This window comes from Pseudomonas sp. MONT-RG-20F-20-E-7-02 (assembly GCF_022662395.1).
In the GTDB taxonomy this organism is placed as follows: Bacteria; Pseudomonadota; Gammaproteobacteria; order Pseudomonadales; family Pseudomonadaceae; genus Aquipseudomonas.
This window is the reverse complement of record NZ_JAKNQN010000007.1, coordinates 354653-374421: the sequence shown is the minus strand read 5'-3', so window position 1 is coordinate 374421 and position 19769 is coordinate 354653. Positions and strand designations below refer to the sequence as shown.

At 61.5% G+C, this 19769-nt stretch carries 21 protein-coding genes; 11 read left to right on the top strand and 10 right to left on the bottom strand.

The window, feature by feature from the left end; translation table 11 throughout:
* The first annotated feature begins 5 nt into the window (after positions 1-5).
* The 7 genes from L8I05_RS21840 (at position 6) to L8I05_RS21810 (ending at position 7076) form a co-directional block, all read left to right on the top strand.
* Entirely contained in the window at positions 6-629 is a 624-nt protein-coding gene (locus L8I05_RS21840; RefSeq protein WP_242171486.1) for a DUF1120 domain-containing protein, read from the top strand.
* Positions 630-665: 36 nt separating this feature from the next.
* A complete protein-coding gene (locus L8I05_RS21835; RefSeq protein WP_242171485.1) occupies positions 666-1289 on the top strand; it encodes a DUF1120 domain-containing protein in 624 nt (207 codons plus the stop codon).
* Positions 1290-1377: 88 nt separating this feature from the next.
* Positions 1378-2007, top strand: a complete 630-nt coding sequence (locus tag L8I05_RS21830; RefSeq protein WP_242171484.1) for a DUF1120 domain-containing protein — start codon at positions 1378-1380, stop codon at positions 2005-2007.
* A gap of 2 nt (positions 2008-2009) precedes the next feature.
* On the top strand, positions 2010-2753 hold the full coding sequence (locus L8I05_RS21825; protein ID WP_242171482.1) for a fimbria/pilus chaperone family protein: 744 nt from the start codon (positions 2010-2012) through the stop codon (positions 2751-2753).
* A gap of 61 nt (positions 2754-2814) precedes the next feature.
* On the top strand, positions 2815-5277 hold the full coding sequence (locus tag L8I05_RS21820) for a fimbria/pilus outer membrane usher protein (protein WP_347341226.1): 2463 nt from the start codon (positions 2815-2817) through the stop codon (positions 5275-5277).
* 11 nt (positions 5278-5288) lie between these two features.
* Entirely contained in the window at positions 5289-6419 is a 1131-nt protein-coding gene (locus tag L8I05_RS21815) for a DUF1120 domain-containing protein (protein ID WP_242171480.1), read from the top strand.
* Between the two features lie 9 nt (positions 6420-6428).
* Positions 6429-7076 carry a DUF1120 domain-containing protein gene (locus tag L8I05_RS21810; protein ID WP_242171479.1) on the top strand — a complete coding sequence of 216 codons (648 nt, stop codon included), beginning with the start codon at positions 6429-6431 and terminating at the stop codon, positions 7074-7076.
* 2 nt (positions 7077-7078) lie between these two features.
* On the opposite strand, the gene L8I05_RS21805 is transcribed toward L8I05_RS21810, so the two are convergent.
* The gene (locus L8I05_RS21805) at positions 7079-8344 is read right to left on the bottom strand and encodes a CynX/NimT family MFS transporter (RefSeq protein WP_242171478.1); all 1266 of its coding nucleotides are present in this window, start codon (positions 8342-8344) and stop codon (positions 7079-7081) included.
* Complete coding sequence (locus L8I05_RS21800; protein WP_242171477.1) at positions 8334-8993, bottom strand: FadR/GntR family transcriptional regulator; 660 nt, start codon at positions 8991-8993, stop codon at positions 8334-8336. Before L8I05_RS21800 ends, L8I05_RS21805 begins: the two co-directional genes overlap by 11 nt.
* 159 nt (positions 8994-9152) lie before the next feature.
* On the opposite strand from L8I05_RS21800, the gene L8I05_RS21795 reads away from it, so the two are divergent.
* Positions 9153-9464, top strand: a complete 312-nt coding sequence (locus tag L8I05_RS21795; protein ID WP_177016436.1) for a type II toxin-antitoxin system MqsR family toxin — start codon at positions 9153-9155, stop codon at positions 9462-9464.
* Positions 9461-9961 (top strand): type II toxin-antitoxin system MqsA family antitoxin, encoded by a 501-nt coding sequence (locus L8I05_RS21790; protein ID WP_242171476.1) that lies wholly within the window; start codon positions 9461-9463, stop codon positions 9959-9961. The genes L8I05_RS21795 and L8I05_RS21790 overlap by 4 nt, the downstream gene beginning before the upstream one ends.
* A 52-nt stretch (positions 9962-10013) precedes the next feature.
* Here the strand turns inward: L8I05_RS21790 and L8I05_RS21785 are convergent, their stop codons facing one another.
* The 4 genes from L8I05_RS21785 to L8I05_RS21770 form a co-directional block, all read right to left on the bottom strand.
* Positions 10014-10778: an amino acid ABC transporter ATP-binding protein gene (locus tag L8I05_RS21785; protein WP_003171943.1), complete on the bottom strand. Its 765-nt coding sequence runs from the start codon at positions 10776-10778 to the stop codon at positions 10014-10016.
* A gap of 11 nt (positions 10779-10789) precedes the next feature.
* Positions 10790-11887 (bottom strand): amino acid ABC transporter permease, encoded by a 1098-nt coding sequence (locus L8I05_RS21780; RefSeq protein WP_242171475.1) that lies wholly within the window; start codon positions 11885-11887, stop codon positions 10790-10792.
* A 10-nt stretch (positions 11888-11897) separates the two neighbouring features.
* Positions 11898-13079: an amino acid ABC transporter permease gene (locus L8I05_RS21775; protein ID WP_177016439.1), complete on the bottom strand. Its 1182-nt coding sequence runs from the start codon at positions 13077-13079 to the stop codon at positions 11898-11900.
* Positions 13080-13151: 72 nt separating this feature from the next.
* A complete protein-coding gene (locus L8I05_RS21770; RefSeq protein ID WP_159954347.1) occupies positions 13152-14183 on the bottom strand; it encodes an amino acid ABC transporter substrate-binding protein in 1032 nt (343 codons plus the stop codon).
* A 347-nt stretch (positions 14184-14530) separates the two neighbouring features.
* Between L8I05_RS21770 and L8I05_RS21765 the strand changes: the two genes are divergently transcribed.
* Both L8I05_RS21765 and rhlB read left to right on the top strand, forming a co-directional pair.
* Positions 14531-15187 carry an alpha/beta hydrolase gene (locus L8I05_RS21765; protein ID WP_242171473.1) on the top strand — a complete coding sequence of 219 codons (657 nt, stop codon included), beginning with the start codon at positions 14531-14533 and terminating at the stop codon, positions 15185-15187.
* Positions 15188-15283: 96 nt separating this feature from the next.
* Complete coding sequence (gene rhlB / locus L8I05_RS21760; RefSeq protein WP_242171534.1) at positions 15284-16765, top strand: ATP-dependent RNA helicase RhlB; 1482 nt, start codon at positions 15284-15286, stop codon at positions 16763-16765.
* A gap of 82 nt (positions 16766-16847) precedes the next feature.
* Here rhlB and moaE read toward each other — a convergent pair whose 3' ends face one another.
* The 4 genes from moaE to L8I05_RS21740 form a co-directional block, all read right to left on the bottom strand.
* Complete coding sequence (gene moaE, locus L8I05_RS21755; protein WP_197624942.1) at positions 16848-17297, bottom strand: molybdopterin synthase catalytic subunit MoaE; 450 nt, start codon at positions 17295-17297, stop codon at positions 16848-16850.
* A gap of 2 nt (positions 17298-17299) precedes the next feature.
* Positions 17300-17542, bottom strand: a complete 243-nt coding sequence (gene moaD / locus L8I05_RS21750) for a molybdopterin converting factor subunit 1 (RefSeq protein ID WP_159954344.1) — start codon at positions 17540-17542, stop codon at positions 17300-17302.
* Complete coding sequence (gene moaC, locus L8I05_RS21745; protein ID WP_159954343.1) at positions 17539-18012, bottom strand: cyclic pyranopterin monophosphate synthase MoaC; 474 nt, start codon at positions 18010-18012, stop codon at positions 17539-17541. The genes moaD and moaC overlap by 4 nt, the downstream gene beginning before the upstream one ends.
* Before the next feature lie 180 nt (positions 18013-18192).
* The gene (locus L8I05_RS21740) at positions 18193-19587 is read right to left on the bottom strand and encodes a PhoH family protein (protein WP_012722339.1); all 1395 of its coding nucleotides are present in this window, start codon (positions 19585-19587) and stop codon (positions 18193-18195) included.
* Between the last annotated feature and the right edge of the window lie 182 nt (positions 19588-19769).

Here is a 19769-nt window from a genome sequence, read left to right as displayed (position 1 = left end):
TGCCCATGGAAAGAACCACGCCCGCTGCTCTTGCCCTGCTGCTCGCGGCCTGCGCCCCAGGCGCATTCGCCGCCAGCAACACCGACTTGAGTGTCACCGGGGTCATTACCCCGTCCTCTTGTACGCCAACCCTGTCCGATGGCGGCATCGTCGACCACGGCAAATTGACCGCCAGGGACCTCGACCCGGACAAGCCCACCAGCCTGCAGGCCGGTGAAATGACCCTGCTGGTGAATTGTGAAGGGCCGACGTTTTTCACCCTGTCCACCGAAGACAGCCGCGCCGGCAGCGCAGCACTCAACCCGGCGCACCACGGGCTGGGCATGACCAACGATGACGAGAAACTCGGCAACGTGGCGTTCGGCCTGTTCGACCCGGTGGCTGACGGTGCGCCGGCGCAGACCATCTTGTCGCGTGACGGCGGCGCTACCTGGTACCCGTCTTCGTACCTGGGCCACACCGCTTTGACCTCCTTCGCGGCGCCGAGCAGCCCCACCACGCCGATGGCGCTGCAGACCCTGAGCGCCCGGCTGCGGGCGTTCACCATGATCGCGCCCGCCAGCGACCTGACCTTGGTCGACGAGGTGCCGATCGACGGCCTGGCCGTGATGCAACTCAAGTACCTGTAAGCCCTTTTTCCCGTCTCCCCATTCAGGAACCCCATCATGAACACCGCATTCAAAACCCTCTCCGCCACCCTGCTGTTGCTCGGCAGTGCCAACGTACTCGCCGCGTCCAGCGTCGACCTGACGGTCAAGGGCCTGATTACCCCAAGCGCCTGCACCCCGACCTTGTCCGGCGGCGGCACCGTGGACTACGGCAAGATTTCGGCCAAGGATCTGAAACCTGACGCGTCGACCTTTCTGCCCGGCCAAGTCGTGCAATTCACTGTCACCTGTGATGCCGCAACCCTGATGGCGATGGAGGCCAAGGACAACCGCGAAGGGTCTGACGCCAACAATGATTTCATGGAATTCGGCCTGGGCCTGATCAACGGCACGGAAAAACTTGGCGGCATGGAATTAAAACTGCTGAACCCGGTTGCCGATGGCGTGTCGGTCTCCACCGTCGGTTCTTACGATGACGGCGTCACCTGGGGCGCGGAGCGCAACCTGATGCGCAACAACCTCATCGCCCCCGCCGTGGCCGGCGTCAATACGCCAATCCCGGTTCAAGTGTGGACCGCAGACCTCAACGTCCTGCCCTTTATCGCCAAAACCAGCGGCCTGACCCTCACCAACGAAGTCAAGATCGATGGCTCGGTGACCCTCACCGTGCGATATCTGTAACACCCTTCGAGTCGAACAACGGCAGGCCTGCGCGCCTGCCTTTGTCACCTACGCAAACGATGAACCCGGCAACCGGTGAACCTTCCCCATGAAGCATATTTCTTCACGCCTTCTTGCCCTGTTTTACCTGTTTGGTGCCAGCCCGCTGGTGTTGGCGGCGTCCAGCACCGAGTTGAATGTTACCGGCCTGATCACCCCCAATGCCTGTACCCCGACGTTGTCTGCCAACGGCGTCGTCGACCACGGCAGGGTGCCGGCGCGCAGCCTCAACCAGTACGAGTTCAGCGCGCTGCCCACGCAATCACTGGACCTGAATGTAAGTTGCAACCAACCGGTGCTGTTCGTTCTGGTAGGCGTGGACAACCGCGCCGACTCGTCCCTTGGGCCGGGTTTTTACTATGGCCTGGGCAACAACATCCATGTGCCCAGCGAACGGCTGGGCACGGTTTCCTTGGCCTATCGCGACGCCATGGGCGACGGCGAACGCGTGCTGGTATTGGCCTCAAGCAACAAGGGTGAAACCTGGTTCCCCGAAACCAACGCCTTCCCGAACAACTACATGGGGTTCGCCCGCCTGGGCACGCTGGTGCCGGAGCCCCATCGCGAAGTCACCGCCAGCCTGCAAATCAATACGTCCATCAATGCCGCCGCCTATTTGACCCTCAAGCAAGAAGTGCCGCTGGACGGTTCCATCGTGCTTGACCTGAGGTATTTGTAGCCATGACTGCCCTGCCCTTTTTTACCCGAGCCTTCATCTTCACTCGCGTTGCCGGCCTGTACCTCGGTGCGCTGGCGCTGGCGATCGGTAGCCCGGCCCTGGTGCTGGCCGATGGCATGGTGCCTGACACCTCGGTGGTGATCGTCCACGAGGGCGAAGGCGAGGCCTCGGTCACCGTGACCAACACTGACGACAAGCTGGCCTTGCTGCACGTCACCCTGGAAGACATCCCTGAAGACACCGCAACACTGCTGTTTGTGACCCCGCCCTTGGCCAGGGTCGAACCGAACAAGAGCCAACTGATCCGCTTCATTCTGCAATCGGCCGAGCCGTTAACCACCCAACGCTTGAAACGGGTGATTTTCGAAGGCATGCCCCAAGGCCGTTCGGCGGCCCAGGCCGGGCATGCACAGGTGGGCGTGACGGTGCGCCAGAACCTGCCGGTGATCCTGCACCCCAAAGGCCTGGCCCCCAACCGCACGCCCTGGACCGGACTGGAGTGGCGCTTGAAGCGTGACCAATTGAGCGTGCACAACCCGAGCCCTTACGTGGTGCGCCTGGCCCAGGAACTGCGGCTGCTGCCCGGCAGCGGTTCGGCCTTGTTGCCGCGCACCTATGTGCTGCCCGGTGAAACCCTGAACGTGTCGGTGACCAGCACCGACACCGGCGCCAACCGCGTGAAGCTGCAACCGGCCACCGTGTATGGCTTTGCCGTAGCGCCTTACGAAGCACCGATCACCCTATAAAAAGAACGCCCTATAAAAAAGAGTGGCTTGCCAAAGCCACCCAACACTTGAGTACGACCTTGTGAGCACAGCAATGACTGACCGCGACGGCCGCGCCGTGCCCGGCGTTTCACCCCGCCGCGCACGCAAAATACTGACGAGCCTGGCGCTGACCCTGGGCGGCGCACTGCCGTGCGAGGCGGTGCTGGCGAGTGATATCGCCGGCGCCTTCGATCCCCAGACGCTGTCCCGACGCGGCATCGACCCGGAGCTGGCCAACCTGCTGCTGCAAGCGCCGCGTTTCGCGGCGGGCCGGCATGCCGTCAACCTCAGCGTCAACGGCCTGCGCCGTGGCCGGGTGGACGTGGAATTCGACCGTCAGGGCGGCCTGTGTTTCAACCGCGCCCTATTGGATGCGGGCAACCTGAACGTGCCCGATGACGAGGGCGCCCGCACCTGCCAACCCTTTATCGAGCGCTACCCGCAAACCGTGATCGAGCAAGACCCGGCCGCCCTGGCCGTGGCCCTGGTGGTGCCGACCGATGCCCTGCGCCCCGCCCAGCAGGACATTTCCGGCTACCAGACCGGCGGCAAAGCCTTGCTGCTCAACTACGACCTGACCGGCCTCTACAACGAGTTCGGCGACAACACGAGCCGCTTCGGCTCAGCCAACACCGAAGTCGGCTTCAACGCCGGCGACTGGATCGTGCGCAGCCGGCAGGCGAAAACCTGGCAGGACGGCAACTCGCGCACCACCCACCTGGACGCCTACGCCCAACGCACGTTCGCCGAACAACAGGCGGTGTTGCAGGCCGGGCAAATCAGCCTCTACAACCCGGTGCTGGCGGGCACGCAGATTACCGGCGCCCAGGTGCTGACCGAAACCGCGCTGCAAGACCAGAACCAGGGCGCAACCATCACCGGTATCGCCAACAGCCCGGCCCAGGTGGAAATCCGTCAGAACGGCGCGTTGATCCACTCCACCGTGGTGCCGGCCGGGCCGTTCGCGCTGACTGACGTGCGGCGTTTGAACAGCCGCTCCGACGTGGAAGTTACGGTCAAGGAAACCACCGGCGAAGAGCGCCGCTTTACCGTGCCCGCCGCCATGCTCGGCCTGGGCCTGCCCGCGCCGGGCTATTCAGTGGCGGCCGGGCGTGTGCGGCAGATCGGCAACAGCGACGGCCGTGAGCCTTGGGTGATCAGCGCAGGCTGGAGCGGCCCGTTGCACCCGCAACTCAGCGTCAGCGCCGGCGGGCTGATGGCGGATGCCTATCGCTCGGCGGGTGCGAGCCTGGGCTGGCTGCCGTGGCAAGACAGCCAGCTGCAATTCTCCGCCCAGGCGGCGCAAGCCAGCCCCAAGCGCATGGGCACTGAGCGGGGTGTACAAACCGACCTCTCCTGGTCCCAGCGACTGAGTGACCGCTGGGCGGTGAGCACCGCCGGTTCCTGGCGCTCCCAGGGTTACCGCGACCTTGAGGATTCAACCTACGTCGGCAACAGCGACGATCAACAACGTACGCGCTACCGCGACCAGCAAAGCGCGACTGCGTCCTGGGCGCACCCGACGTTGGGCGCGTTCAGCGCCGGGGTCTCACGCACGGCGTCCTATAACGGTGAAAGCAGCAGCCGCGCGCTGGCGTCCTGGGGCACCAGTTTTGGCCGGGTGTCGGTGTCGGCCAGTGCCGAATGGCAAGTGGGCGGCCGCCAGCAAAATGACGACAGCATTTACCTGAACCTCAGCGTGCCGCTGGGTGAAACCCGTCGCGGGCGTGCCTGGGTGCGTAATACCGGTGGCGAGCATCGCCTGGGGGTGGGCGTGAACGAGCAACTCAACGACCAATTGAGCTACCGGGTAGGCGTGGAACGCGACAGTCGTGACCGCGAAGTGGAGTCGTCGCTCGGCGTGTCGGCACTGCCGTGGTACAGCCAGCTGGACTTCAACTACACCCGCAGCGATGACGAACGTTCAAGCTACCAGGGCGGCGCCCGTGGCGGTGTGGTGCTGCATGAAGACGGCCTGACCTTCTCGCCGTACCCGGTGCGCGACACCTTTGCCGTGATGTCGGTGGGCGATATGGCCGGGATCAAGGTCAGCACCCCAAGCGGCCCGGTATGGACCGACTGGCAAGGCCAGGCCGTGGTGCCGCAACTCAGCGCCTATGGCCGCAGCCCGGTGGAAGTGCAGACGCGCTCACTGCCGCGCAACGCCGATATCCACAACGGCCTGGCCGTGATCGCCGCCGGGCGCGGTGCGGTCGACAAGGTGCACTTCGGCGTGGCCCTTACCCGCCGCGCGCTGTTGAACGTGACCACCGACAGCGGCCAGCCGTTGCCACGCGGCGCAACCGTGACCAGCGCCGACGGCGAGTTCATCACCCTGGTGCAGGAAGGCAGCCAAGTATTCCTGCCCGACGTGCTCGACCCGCGCACCTTGTGGGTCAAGGCACCGGGGCAGCCACGCTGTCGCCTGGACTTTGAACTGCCGAAAACCGCAGACCCCGAGGTGTATTTCGAAACCGCAGCGGCCCGGTGCCGCCAGCCATGAGGACGTTCACCATGGGCCTGAAACACCCGTTGTATCCCCTGGGCGTTGCGCTGCTGAGCAGCGGCGCCTGGGCCGCCGATGAATGCCAGCTCAACCTTAGCCAGGCCCAGTTGGATTTCGGCCTGATGAACCGCGCCGTAGCGCTGGCGCCTGCACCTGAACGTTTGCTCGGCGAGCGGCGTATCAGCCTGACGCTGAACTGCCCGCAGCCCACCGACATGAGCGTGTTTTATCGCGGCCTGGGCGCCGGGGCGGAGCGCTTTCGTTTTAGCGAGCGCGGCAGTTACGGCTTGCGCGTCAGCGAAGCGGTGCTGGACGGCCAAGCCGTGGAACTGGGTTTGATTGCAGGCCAAGGCCAACCGCCCGCCACTGTCAGCGCCCAACTGGCGTGGCAACCGGACCACGGCATTGTGCCGATGCGCGCAGGCGTTGCAGTGAGCGGGCGCAACCTGTCCTTGCAGATCGATGCCAGCGCCTGGGCCAGCGAAGACGCCGCACGGGTACGCGATGCCGTGACCTGGGACGTCGCCGGGCTGTTCGACGCCCTCGCCGCCGGGCGCTCGCGCGAGCTGCGTCTGCAAGCGCGCTTTGCGCCGGCGGCGTGTACGCCCACGCTGTCCAACGGCGGCCATGTGGAGCTGGGCAAGCTGTCGATTGGCGACCTGAATGTCGACAAGGACACGGTCCTGGCCCCACGCGCCTTGTCACTCAGTGTGACCTGCGATGGGCCGACCGCCTTCGCGGTGCGCATGCAAGACAATCGCCAGGGTTCGGCCACCGGCACCGCCGATGACAGCACCTATGGGCTTGGCCTGGACGCGCGCCAACAGAAAATCGGCCGTTACCGGTTGTTGTTCGACCCGGCCCGCATCACCGCCGACAGCTTCGCCCAGGTTTTTTCGACCGACTCCGCCACCGGCGGGGTGCCTTGGAGCAGCGCCGGAGCGGGCGTCGCGGCCGTCGGCGCGAATCGCTACCTGGGTTTTGGTGCTACGTCCGGCAGTACCAGCGGCCCCAGTCCCATTCAAAATCTCAACGCCACGCTGAGCCTGGAAGCGGTGATTGCGCCCTTGGGCTCCTTGGACTTGAGCAGTGAAGTACGCCTGGATGGCTCGGGCACTCTCGAAATTCACTATTTATAGGAGCACAGCATGAAACCGTTTCTGATCCCCCTGGCGATCTGTTCAGGCTTGGTCACAGGCATGGCCCACGCCGCTTCAACCGCCGAACTGACCGTCGGCGGGCTGATCACGCCCATGGCCTGCACGCCGGTGCTGTCCGCCGGCGGGCTGGTGGACTTCGGCAAGATTTCTCAGAAGGACCTCAACCAGGCCACCGGTACGCGACTGCCGCTCAAGACACTGACCTTGACCGTCAGTTGCAATGCCCCCGGCCGCTACGCCCTGCGCATGCGCGATAACCGCGACGGCACGGCTCACGTCAACAGCGAGATCTATTACGGGCTGGGGCTGGACACCGCCGGCAACAAACTGGGGGTCTACTCGGTAAAGTTCGATCCCAAGCAAACCGTCGCCGATGCCTTGCCGGTGACTTACGGCACCGAATCCACCACCGGTGGTGTGGCGTGGCGCACGTCGAACACCAACCCCATCGACATCGGCTCCAGGAGTTTGCTCGGCTTTACCGATGTGGTCGGCAGCACCGCCGGGCCATCGGCGATCCAGAACCTGACCAGCACCCTGACCCTGGAAGCCGTGATCAACGCCAAGCAGAACCTGGACCTGAGTGTGGAGACGCTGATGGACGGCTCCGCCACGCTGGAAGTGGTGTACCTCTAACCTCAGCGTTTTTCGCTGCTGACCTGCACATACAGCGCACGCCCGGCGCCGAGGCCGGCGATGATCGCGCCCAGGCCGATCACCGCGAAGATCCAGCCCACGGCGCCCCAGCCGCCGGTCCAGTCATGCACCAGGCCGACCGCGAACGGGCCCATGGACGCCAGGGTGTAACCAATGCCCTGGGCCATGCTCGACAGGTTGGCGGCCACGTGGGAATCACGCGAGCGCAGCACGATCAAGGTCAGCGCCAGGCTGAACGTACCGCCCTGGCCCAGGCCGAGCAAAATCGCCCAACCCCACAGGCCGTCAAGTGGCGCGTACAGGCAGCCAAACAGGCCGCCGAGGGTCAGCAGCATCACCACCACGATGGCCAGGCGCTGGTCTTTGCCACGGGTGGCCAGCCACGGCGCGGCGAGGGAACTGGCCAGTTGCACGATAACTGAACCGGACAGCACCAGCCCGGCCTCGGTCGCCGTGAGGCCGCGGCCGATCAGAATAGAAGGCAACCAACCGAACACGATGTAGGCCAACGAGGATTGCAGGCCCATGTACAACGTCACCTGCCAGGCCAGCGGATCGCGCAGCAAACCTTTGACCCGATAGGCGACTTGGTGCGCGCCATGCTTTTGCCCGACCTGCGGCAACCAGAACAGCGCCGCCACCAGTGCCGGCACAATCCAGAAGCCCAGGCCGATGTTCCAGCTGTCGCCGAAGTAATGACTCAACGGCACCGTGGAACCCGCGGCCAGTGCCGCCCCCAAGCACAAAGCCATGGTGTAGACGCCGGTCATGGTGCCGGCGTGCCTGGCGAAATCGCGTTTGACGATACCCGGCAGCAATACACCGATAATGCCGATGCTCGCACCGGCAATCAGGCTGCCGGCGAACAGGCCGACCTCACCGAACGAACTGCGCAGGATAATCCCGGCCGCCAATGTCAGCAGAATCCCCAGCACGACGCGCTCGGCGCCGAATCGCCGTGCAAGGATCGGCGCCAGCGGTGCGAACAGGCCAAGGCAGAGCACCGGCAAGGTGGTCAGCAAACCGGCCTTGGCGGCTGACAGCCCTAGGCTGCTGGAGACTTCGGCCAGCAACGGCGACATGCTCGACAACGCCGGGCGCAGGTTCAGCGCCACCAGGATCAAGCCCAGCAGCAACAGCCACGGCCGCATGACCACCGGGTGGCTGTGCTGCACCACGTCGTCGTCGGCTTCGGCGTCGATCAACAGTGCTTCGAGTTCGGGCGTGCGTTTGGCTTCAAGGTTCATTGATCAACTGCCGGCAGAGGGATTTGGCGCGTTCGGGGTCGTGGTTTTCCACGGCATCGAGCAGGGCGACATGCAGGTCGAACACGGCCTGGCGACGCGGCGAAATGTTCAGGGTCTGGCGCAACTGCGCAGCGACGATGGCGGAAAAATACTGGTACAGCTCGCTCAAGGCCGGGTTATGTGCCGCGTCGACCAAGTGCTTGTGGAACACCTGATCGGCGCTGATGTAAGCCTCCAGGTCACCGTGGTACAGCTCGCCGCTGATGCTCAAGGCCAGGCGTAATTTTTTCAGATCGTCATCGGTGCGGCGCAGTGCCGCGAGGCCGATGGCCTCCACTTCCAGAATCTGCCGCGTCTCCTGCGCCTGCTCCAGGGTGCAACTGGACAGCGCCCGCATGGCGCCCAGCGGGTCGGTCATCGAGCGCAGGTAACTGCCGTCGCCCTGGCGGATTTCAATCAAGCCGGAAAACGCCAACACCCGCATGGCTTCGCGCACGGTATTGCGGCTGATGCCCAACTCGGCGGACAGCTCGGGCTCGGTGGGCAAGCGCTCACCGATGGCCCATCTGCCTTCGGTAATGCGCCGGCGCAGTTGCTCCAGGGCTTGGTCAACCAGGGAACGTTTGATCAGGGGGGCGATGTCTGTCATGGGCTTTGCGCTTTCGTCCAATCATAGGATGAATTTTCCTACAGCCTATTAGGAGTTGCCTACAAAGGCAACGCACTAGGGTTTGGGGGCAACAAAAAGAACTGAATTTTCGATTGGTAAAATTACCCTATAAGGGTAATTATTGAACACAGGTGTCTTATGGAAAAGTACACACCTCATTACGATCTGGCGGTGATAAAGGCTGATGTAAGGCGGCTTGGCGCCAGGGCTTTTACACGGGGGGCAAAGAGAACCGCAGAGGCTCTCGACCTTGATCTCGCGCAGATGCAAATGATCGTTTTCAAACTGCAAAACAGGATGTTGTACAAATCGATGACGACCTATGCCGATCACCGCGTCTGGCATGACGTCTACCACATCCAATCACATGGTCTGGAGATTTACATCAAGGTCACTTACTGCTCCGGCAGTAACCCACCCGTGATCTCCTTCAAAGGGATGAACCCATGAAAACCCAGCATTGCTTTATCTGTGGCGCCCCCGACGCCATGACACGCTTTGAAGGTCGCAGCGAAACCCTGTGCATAAAAGGTATTGAGCGGCGCATTGACGATCTCTCGGGCTGGGAATGCCAGGTATGCGAGGACGGCATGTATGACCCTGACAGCTCCGAGCGCCACGCTAAAGCAGGTGACGAGCTACTCCACGCCGCCCGACGGATGATGGGCGCCGAACTGAAGCGTATCCGCCGCAAGCTGCACCTCACGCAGAAACAAACCGTAGAACTACTTTCCGGTGGCGGGCACAACGCGTTCTCACGCTACGAACGCGGCGAAATAACACCACCCAAACCGTTGATGGTATTGATGCGCCTGCTGGATCGTTACCCCCACTTACTCACCGACGCCAAAGAGTTGGCCGAAGGTGCAGACCTGCGCAACGCCTTCACTCACACCATCAACCACACCATCAATCACGAAGCACAAGAAGCCCTCAAAGCCTCTTAGACAGGCAAAAATAAACCCGGCACCAGGCCGGGTTTATCGTTTCAAGCATCGATCAATGCAGAATCTGGCTCAAGAACAACTTGGTCCGATCATTCTGCGGGTTGTCGAAGAAGTCATTCGGCGCCGCCTGTTCGACGATCTCGCCCTTGTCCATGAAGATCACGCGGTTGGCCACGGTGCGGGCGAAGCCCATTTCGTGGGTCACGCACAACATGGTCATGCCGTCTTCGGCCAGGCCGATCATGGTGTCGAGTACTTCCTTGACCATTTCCGGGTCGAGTGCCGAGGTCGGCTCGTCGAACAGCATGATTTTCGGTTTCATGCACAGCGCACGGGCAATCGCCACACGCTGTTGCTGGCCGCCGGACAGTTGCCCCGGAAACTTGTGGGCCTGCTCCGGAATGCGCACACGCTCCAGGTAGTGCATGGCAATTTCTTCAGCCTTGCGCTTGGGCATCTTGCGTACCCACATCGGTGCCAGCGTGCAGTTCTGCAGGATGGTCAGGTGCGGGAACAGGTTGAAGTGCTGGAACACCATGCCGACTTCGCGGCGGATCGCTTCGATCTGCTTGAGGTCGTTGGTCAGTTCCACGCCATCGACCACGATGCGCCCTTGCTGGTGCTCTTCCAGGCGGTTGAGGCAGCGGATGGTGGTGGACTTGCCCGAACCCGACGGGCCGCACAGCACGATACGCTCGCCCTGCTTGACGTTGAGGTTGATGTCTTTCAACACGTGGAACTGGCCGTACCACTTGTTGACGCCCTGCATCTGGATAATGCCTTCAGGGCTCACAGGCTGTTTGATCGCTTCGCTCATAACAACAACTCCTAACGCTTGTGGCCTGTGTCGAGCTTGCGTTCCAAATGAATGGAATAGCGCGACATACCAAAACAGAAAATCCAGAACACCAGGGCGGCGAATACATAGCCTTCAGTGGCCATGCCCAGCCATTTAGGGTCGGCGGCAGCTTGTTTGACGCTGTTGAGCAGGTCGAACAGGCCGATGATGATCACCAGGCTGGTGTCCTTGAACAGCGCAATAAACGTGTTGACGATGCCCGGAATCACCAGCTTCAGGGCTTGCGGCAGAATCACCAGGCCCATGCTGCGCCAGTAACCCAGGCCCATCGCTGCGGCGGCCTCGTACTGACCTTTGGGAATCGCCTGCAAGCCACCGCGCACCACTTCAGCCACGTAGGCCGACTGGAACAGGATCACGCCGATCAACGCCCGCAGCAGTTTGTCGATGCCCATGCCTTCGGGCAGGAACAACGGCAGCATCACCGACGACATGAACAGCACGGTGATCAACGGCACGCCGCGCCAGAACTCGATGAAGGTCACGCAGACCACACGAATTGCCGGCATGTTCGAACGCCGCCCCAACGCAAGCATAATGCCCAACGGCAAGGCGCCGGCGATGCCGACCGTGGCGATAACCAGGGTCAGCATCAGGCCGCCCCACTGGCTGGTGGCCACGTTGGTCAGGCCGAAGACGCCGCCATGCAGCAGGCAGTAGGCGATGATCGGGTACAGCACCAGGAAGCTCAGGCCGTAGACCGCCTTGCGCTGGAAACGCGAGATGAACAACGGCGCCACGCCGACAATGGCCAGCCACACGGTCAGGTCCACACGCCAGCGCAGGTCGCCGGGGTAGTAGCCGTACATGAACTGCCCGAAGCGCTGTTGGATAAACACCCAGCAGGCGCCTTCCTTGGTGCAATCGGCGCGCGTGGTCCCGACCCAGTTGGCGTCGAGGATGGCCCAGTGCAGGATCGGCGGCACGACCAGGTAGATCAGGTAGAACGCCAACAGCGTCAGCAAGGTGTTGAGCCAGCTGGAAAACAGGTTGGCGCGCATCCATGCCATCGGCCCGAAGACTTTGTTCGGTGGCGGCATATCAGGTTTGAAAGTATGCGAAGTCATGTGCGTTTCCTCACCGCTCGATCAGCGCAATGCGCTTGTTGTACCAGTTCATCAGCAGGGAAATGCTGATGCTGATCGCCAGGTACACGCTCATGGTGATGGCAATAACCTCGATGGCCTGGCCGGTCTGGTTGAGCACCGTGCCGGCAAACAGCGAAACCATTTCCGGGTAACCGATACCGGCGGCCAACGACGAGTTTTTCGCCAGGTTCAGGTATTGGCTGGTCAGCGGCGGAATGATCACCCGCAAGGCTTGCGGGATGATGACCTTGCGCAGCGTCGGCCCAGGGCGCAGGCCCAGGGAACGCGCCGCTTCGGTCTGGCCGTGGCTGACGGACTTGATGCCCGAACGCACGATCTCGGCAATAAACGCTGCCGTGTAGACGGTAAGCGCCAGGGTCAACGCGAGCAGTTCGGGGATCAATACCCAGCCGCCGACGAAGTTGAAACCTTGCAGCTTAGGCATTTCCCAGTGCAGCGGCGCGCCGAAGATCAGGGCGCACAACGCCGGGATCAGGATAAACAGCGCCAGGCCCGCCCAGAACTTGTGGAACGGTACACCGGTGGCTTCAAAGCGCTTGTTGGCCCAGCGCGCCATCAGCACGATTGCCACGATGGCAACCACGACGCTGACCACGAATGGCCAGAAACCATCGGCGGCAATCGCTGCCGGCATGTTCAGGCCACGGCTGCTGACAAAGAAGGTGTCGCCGAAGTTATGGCTGTTGCGCGGCCCCGGCATGGTCAGGAATACCGCGAAATACCAGAACAGGATCTGCAGCAGCGGCGGAATGTTGCGGAACACTTCCACATACACCGTCGCCAGCTTGTTGATCATCCAGTTGGGCGACAGGCGCGCCACGCCGATGATGAAACCGAGCAGGGTCGCCAGGACCACACCGATCACGGTCACCAGCAAAGTGTTGAGCAAACCGATCACAAAGACACGGGCATAGCTGTCCGATTCGGTGTAGTCGATCAGGTGCTGCGCGATGCCGAAGCCGGCACTGCGCTCAAGAAAGTCGAAACCCGAGGTAATGCCCCGGTGTTGCAGGTTGGTCTGGGTATTGTTGAAGAGGTACCAGCCCAGCGAGATCACCGCCACAATCGTGATGATCTGGAAGAGCCACGCACGCACTTTGGGATCGCTGAAGCTGAGCTTCTGCTTTGGTGCGCCGATTTGATTTTGCATGAAGTGCCCCGGAAATAATGGAACAGAACATCACCCGGTGGTTGGCCCACCGGGTGATAGAACCATCAGCGATCAGCGCACAGGTGGTGCGTATTGAATGCCACCGTTGGTCCACAGTGCGTTCAAGCCACGGTCGATTTCCAGTGGGGTGCTTTTGCCGAGGTTTTTCTCGAACACTTCACCGTAGTTACCGACCTGCTTGACGATCTGTACGACCCAGTCTTTCTTCACTTTCAGGTCTTTGCCGTATTCGCCGTCAGCACCGAGCAGACGCGCAACGTCCGGGTTCTTGGTGGACTTGGCTTCAGCTTCGACGTTTTTCGAGGTGATACCGGCTTCTTCAGCGTTGAGCATGGCGTAGCCAACCCAGCGCACGATGGCCAGCCACTCGTCGTCGCCGTTACGCACGACCGGGCCCAGCGGTTCTTTGGAAATGGTTTCCGGCAGCACCACGTAGTCTTTCGGCGAGGCCAGCTTGCTGCGCTGTGCGTAGAGTTGGGACTTGTCGGAGGTCAGCACGTCGCAACGACCGGATTCCAGCGACTTGGCGCTTTCATCGGAGGTGTCGAAGGTGATCGGGGTGTATTTGAGGTTGTTGGCGCGGAAGTAGTCGGAAACGTTCAGCTCAGTGGTGGTACCGGCCTGGATACAGATGGTTGCACCGTCCAGTTCCTTGGCACTTTTCACGCCCAGCTTGTTGTTAACCAGGAAGCCAACGCCATCGTAGTAGGTGATGAAGCCCGGGAATTTCAGGCCCATGCCCGCATCGCGAGAGCTGGTCATGGTGGTGTTACGCGACAGGATGTCGACTTCGCCGGATTGAAGCGCGGTGAAACGCTCCTTGGCGTTCAACTGGCTGAATTTGACCTTGGTTGCGTCACCGAAAACGGCAGCAGCTACAGCGCGGCAAACGTCAGCGTCGATCCCGAGGATCTTGCCGCTGGCATCCGGCACCGAGAAACCCGGCAGGCCGTCACTCACGCCACATTGTACGAAGCCTTTCTTCTGCACAGCGTCCAGGGTGGCGCCGGCTTGGGCAAAACCACTGACACCCAGTACAGCGGCCGCGCTTACGATGGCCAGGGTGGATTTCAATACCTTCATTCAAACCTCCAGTTTTGCTCTTGTTGTGTCGGAGCTCCAACCTCAGCGCACCCTTATGAGGCGATATCGACCCGTGTTGGCTTTTTTTGGGGTCAAGCGGCATGAAGTTGTTGCGGTAATTCCAGTTGCTATCCCACAAGCGGCAGTCACTGATAGTGTTACCGTCCTAAGATAGTTCTGACATCGATCTACACATAGCAAGCCCCGTACCAGAGTGGTGGCTGAGTCGATTCAGCCCATGGTCAACAGTAAAACTTTCAAACTTGCGACATTCTCTTAACAAATGAACCTGTCGCGCACCGTTCCGATGCACCCAATCGGAGCGCACGCACATATATGGAGCAGACATGACCGAACCCTTGATTCTTCAGCCCGCCAAGCCCGCAGACGCCTGCGTAATCTGGTTGCATGGCCTGGGTGCCGATCGCTACGACTTCCTGCCGGTGGCCGAAGCGCTGCAGGAAACTTTGCTGACCACGCGCTTTGTATTGCCCCAAGCGCCGACCCGTCCGGTGACTATTAATGGCGGCTACGAGATGCCCAGCTGGTACGACATCAAGGCCATGAGCCCGGCCCGCTCCATCAGCCTGGAAGAGCTGGAAACGTCGGCCAAAATGGTCATGGATTTGATCGAGGAGCAGAAGAGAACCGGAATAGACGCTTCGCGGATTTTCCTCGCAGGCTTTTCCCAAGGCGGCGCCGTGGTCTTCCACACCGCGTTCCTGAAATGGCAGGGCCCGCTGGGTGGCGTCATCGCCCTCTCCACCTATGCGCCGACCTTCGGTGACGAGCTGGAAATTTCCGCCAGCCAACAGCGGATTCCGGCCCTGTGCCTGCACGGCCAATACGATGACGTGGTGCAGAACGCCATGGGTCGCAGCGCGTACGAGCATTTGAAGAGCCGTGGTGTCACCGTGACATGGCAGGAATACCCAATGGGTCACGAAGTGTTACCCCAAGAGATACACGACATAGGCGCCTGGTTGGCCGCCCGCCTGGGCTGAAATCCATACATTATGTAGCCGTATGACAGACGCACTACGCCGCGCCCGATTCTTGCATTACACTGGCCGGCGTACATTCCTTAATCAATTAATGAGATCACCGTGCTCAAAGCACTTAAGAAGATGTTCGGCAAAAGCGAGGCTGAGCCGCTCGCGCCTGTTCCCAGTGCTCCTGCCCCCAAGCCCGGCCACCGCAACGACGGTAAACAGCCCGAGCGGACCGCACCTGTCGCCACGCCGAAGCCGCCTGCGGTGACACAGCCTGAACAGGTAAAACCGGCCGAGGTGGCGCCAACGCCTGCGCCTGCCCCCAAAGCCCCCCGCCGCGAGCGCGCACCCAAACCGCCCGTGACGCCATGGAAACTCGAAGACTTCGTCGTCGAGCCCCAGGAAGGCAAAACCCGCTTCCACGATTTCAAACTGGCCCCGGAACTGATGCACGCCATCCAGGACCTGGGTTTCCCGTACTGCACGCCGATCCAGGCGCAAGTGCTGGGCTTCACCCTGGCGGGCAAAGACGCCATCGGCCGCGCCCAGACCGGCACCGGCAAGACCGCTGCGTTCCTGATCTCGATCATCACCCAGTTGCTGCAAACGCCGCCGCCCAAAGAGCGCTACATGGGTGAGCCGCGCGCACTGATCATCGCGCCGACCCGCGAGCTGGTGGTACAGATTGCCAAGGACGCCGCCGACCTGACCAAGTACACCGGCCTCAACGTCATGACGTTCGTGGGCGGCATGGACTTCGACAAACAGCTCAAGCACCTCGAAGCTCGTCACTGCGACATCCTGGTGGCCACGCCGGGCCGCCTGCTCGACTTCAACCAGCGCGGCGACGTGCACCTGGACATGGTCGAAGTGATGGTGCTGGACGAAGCCGACCGCATGCTCGACATGGGCTTCATCCCGCAAGTGCGCCAGATCATTCGCCAGACCCCGCCGAAAAACGAGCGCCAGACCCTGCTGTTCTCCGCGACCTTCACCGAAGACGTGATGAACCTCGCCAAGCAGTGGACCACCGACCCGTCCATCGTCGAGATCGAAGCGCTGAACGTCGCCAGCGAAAACGTCGAACAGCACATCTACGCCGTAGCCGGTGCCGACAAGTACAAGCTGCTGTACAACCTGGTCAACGACAACGGCTGGGAACGCGTGATGGTCTTTGCCAACCGCAAGGACGAAGTGCGCCGCATCGAAGAGCGCCTGGTGCGTGACGGCGTCAACGCTGCGCAACTGTCCGGCGACGTGCCACAGCACAAGCGCATCAAGACGCTGGAAGGTTTCCGCGAAGGCAAGATTCGCGTGCTGGTGGCCACCGACGTGGCCGGGCGCGGGATTCACATTGACGGCATCAGCCACGTGATCAACTTCACCCTGCCGGAAGTGCCGGACGACTACGTGCACCGTATTGGCCGTACCGGCCGTGCCGGGGCTGCGGGCGTGTCGATCAGCTTTGCGGGCGAGGATGATTCGTATCAGCTGCCGTCGATTGAGACCTTGCTGGGCCGCAAGATCAGCTGCGAAACACCGCCGACGCATTTGTTGCGGGCTGTGGAGCGCAAGCGCCCTCAAGCCTGAAACGCGGTTAAAAATGTGGGAGCCAGCTCCCACACAAGCCCGGCTCCCACATTTGGGTCTCCATACACCTTTAGTCAGGTGTTTATTTCCAGCGATCCGCCGCGGCGTGATCACTGCCCCGCCCTTCCACCCAGCGCGGGCCTTCCGGCGTGTTTTCTTTCTTCCAGAACGGCGCACGCGTCTTCAGGTAGTCCATCACAAACGCACAGGCATCAAACGCGGCCTGGCGATGCGCACTGGCGGCAGCCACGAAAACAATCGGCTCGCCCGGTTCAAGCGCGCCGATCCGGTGCAGCACTTCCAGCTTGAGCAATGGCCAACGCTGTTCGGCCTCGACCGTTATCTTGGCCAGGGCTTTTTCGGTCATGCCAGGGTAGTGCTCAAGAAACATCCCCGACACATCCCGCCCGTCATTGAAGTCGCGCACATAGCCAACAAAACTCACCACCGCGCCCACGCCGACATTCGCCGCGTGCATGGCATTGACTTCGAAGCCTGGGTCAAACGCCTCGGCCTGAACACGAATGGCCATGCTCAGCCTCCGGTCACAGGCGGGAAAAACGCAACTTCATCACCGGCCTGCACCGGCTCATCAAGGCCACACAGCTCTTCGTTGCGCGCGCACATCAGGCTGGTTTCATTGAGCACCGCAAACTCCGGGTCACCGGCCAGCGCAAGACGCACAGCATCGACAGTGGCGAAATCGCCCTCCATCTCCAGCGAATCAAAGCCCACCGCTTCGGCGTAGCGGGCAAAAAACAATACGTTGATGCTCATGCCTGGTCCGCCTTGAAATGCCCACTTTTGCCGCCGAGTTTTTCCAGCAGGCGGATGCTTTCGATGGTCATGCCACGGTCCACCGCCTTGCACATGTCGTAGATCGTCAGTGCAGCGACGCTGGCGGCGGTCAGTGCTTCCATCTCCACGCCGGTCTGGCCGCTGAGTTTGCAGCGCGCCAGGATACGCACGGCGTCCACGCCTTCGGCGCTCAGCTCGACCTTGACGCCGGTGAGCATCAGCGGGTGACACAGCGGGATCAGATCACTGGTTTTTTTGGCGGCCTGGATCCCGGCAATGCGGGCTACGGCAAACACGTCGCCCTTGGGGTGGGCGCCGTCGACAATCATTTTCAGGGTCTCGGGCAGCATGCGCACCCGCGCTTCGGCCACCGCCTCACGAAACGTCACCGCTTTGTCGGTGACGTCGACCATATGGGCACGACCTTGGGAATCGAGATGAGTCAGCACAGGGATACTCCTGATCAGGAGCCCCGATTGTAAACCCAACGCACCCTGAATGTGGGCACTGGCTTGTGTGGGAGCTGGGCTTGCCCGCGATGCAGGCTCCGCGGTGTGTCAGGCACACCTTGGTGATGCTATCGCAGGCAAGCCAGCTCCCACACAAACCAGCTCACAAAGAGCCAGCGGTTATAGATGCGACTCGGCGTACTCGGCCAGAATCGAACGAGGAACACCCTGCAGCGCAATGTGCACGCCGTTCGGGAAGTCTTTGAAGCGTTCAGTCAGGTAAGTCAGCCCGGAGCTGGTCGCGGACAGGTAAGGGGTGTCGATCTGTGCCAGGTTGCCCAGGCACACCACTTTGGAACCGGCACCGGCACGCGTGATGATGGTTTTCATCTGGTGCGGCGTCAGGTTCTGGCATTCATCGATCAAAATCAGGCTTTGCTGGAAGCTGCGACCTCGGATGTAGTTGAGGGATTTGAACTGCAACGGCACTTTGCTGAGGATGTAATCGACGCTGCCATGGGTGTTTTCGTCATCCATGTGCAAGGCTTCGAGGTTGTCGGTGATCGCGCCCAGCCACGGCTCCATTTTTTCCGCCTCGGTGCCGGGCAGGAAGCCGATTTCCTGGTCCAGGCCCTGCACGCTGCGGGTGGCGATAATGCGGCGATAACGCTTGGTCACCATGGTCTGCTCGATGGCGGCGGCCAGGGCGAGGATGGTTTTCCCCGAGCCCGCGGCGCCGGTCAGGTTGACCAGGTGAATGTCCGGGTCGAGCAGCGCGTACAACGCCAGGCTCTGGTAGATGTCACGCGGTTTCAGGCCCCAGGCTTCCTGGTGCAACAGGGGTTCCTGATGCAGGTCGAGGATCAGCAGCTTGTCGACCTGGATCTCTTTGATCCAGCCCACAAAACCCTGTTCGTCGATGATGAATTCATTGATGTGCACGGCCGGCAGGTTGTCGATCAACTGCACCTGATGCCAGGTGCGGCCATGGTCCTGACGGGTTTCGACCTTGCTGACCAGGTCCCAGAAGGAGCCGGTCACGGTGTGATAACCACGCGACAGCATCGACACGTCGTCGACAAGCTGGTCGGTGCTGTAGTCCTCGGCAGCGATCCCACACGCTCGTGCCTTGAGGCGCATATTGATGTCTTTGGTCACCAGCACCAGGCGCAGGTCCTTGTCACGCGCGTGCAGGTCGATCAATTGGTTGATGATTTTGTTGTCGTTGAGGTTTTCCGGCAGCAGGCTGTTGGGCTCGCTGCGCTTGCTCATCAGAATCGACAGCAAGCCCTTGGGCCCGCTTTTGCCACGCTGGATCGGCACGCCGACCTCAACGTCCTCGGGTGAGGCTTCGCCCAGGGTCTTGTCGATCAGGCGGATGGCCTGGCGGCATTCGGCGGCAACGCTGTGGTGCCCGCTTTTGAGTTTGTCGAGCTCCTCAAGCACGATCATCGGGATGGCGACGTGGTGTTCTTCGAAATTAAGCAGTGCGTTTGGATCGTGGATCAATACGTTGGTATCAAGCACATAAAGGATTGGCTGGTCGGAAGAAGGGTTACGTCCATGATCATCCATACTCGGTCACCTTTGTGGGAGCCAGTCGACGCAATACCACAACAGTGCTGCGCCTCGATTCGACCACCGACTGCACCTGAGTGACGTCAAGTGCAGTGCCCACATGAGGAGTCTTGGAAGACGCCACCTGTGTTGCAGGTTTCGGCGATCTGACTTCGTAATACCGCAAAAACCATGACAGG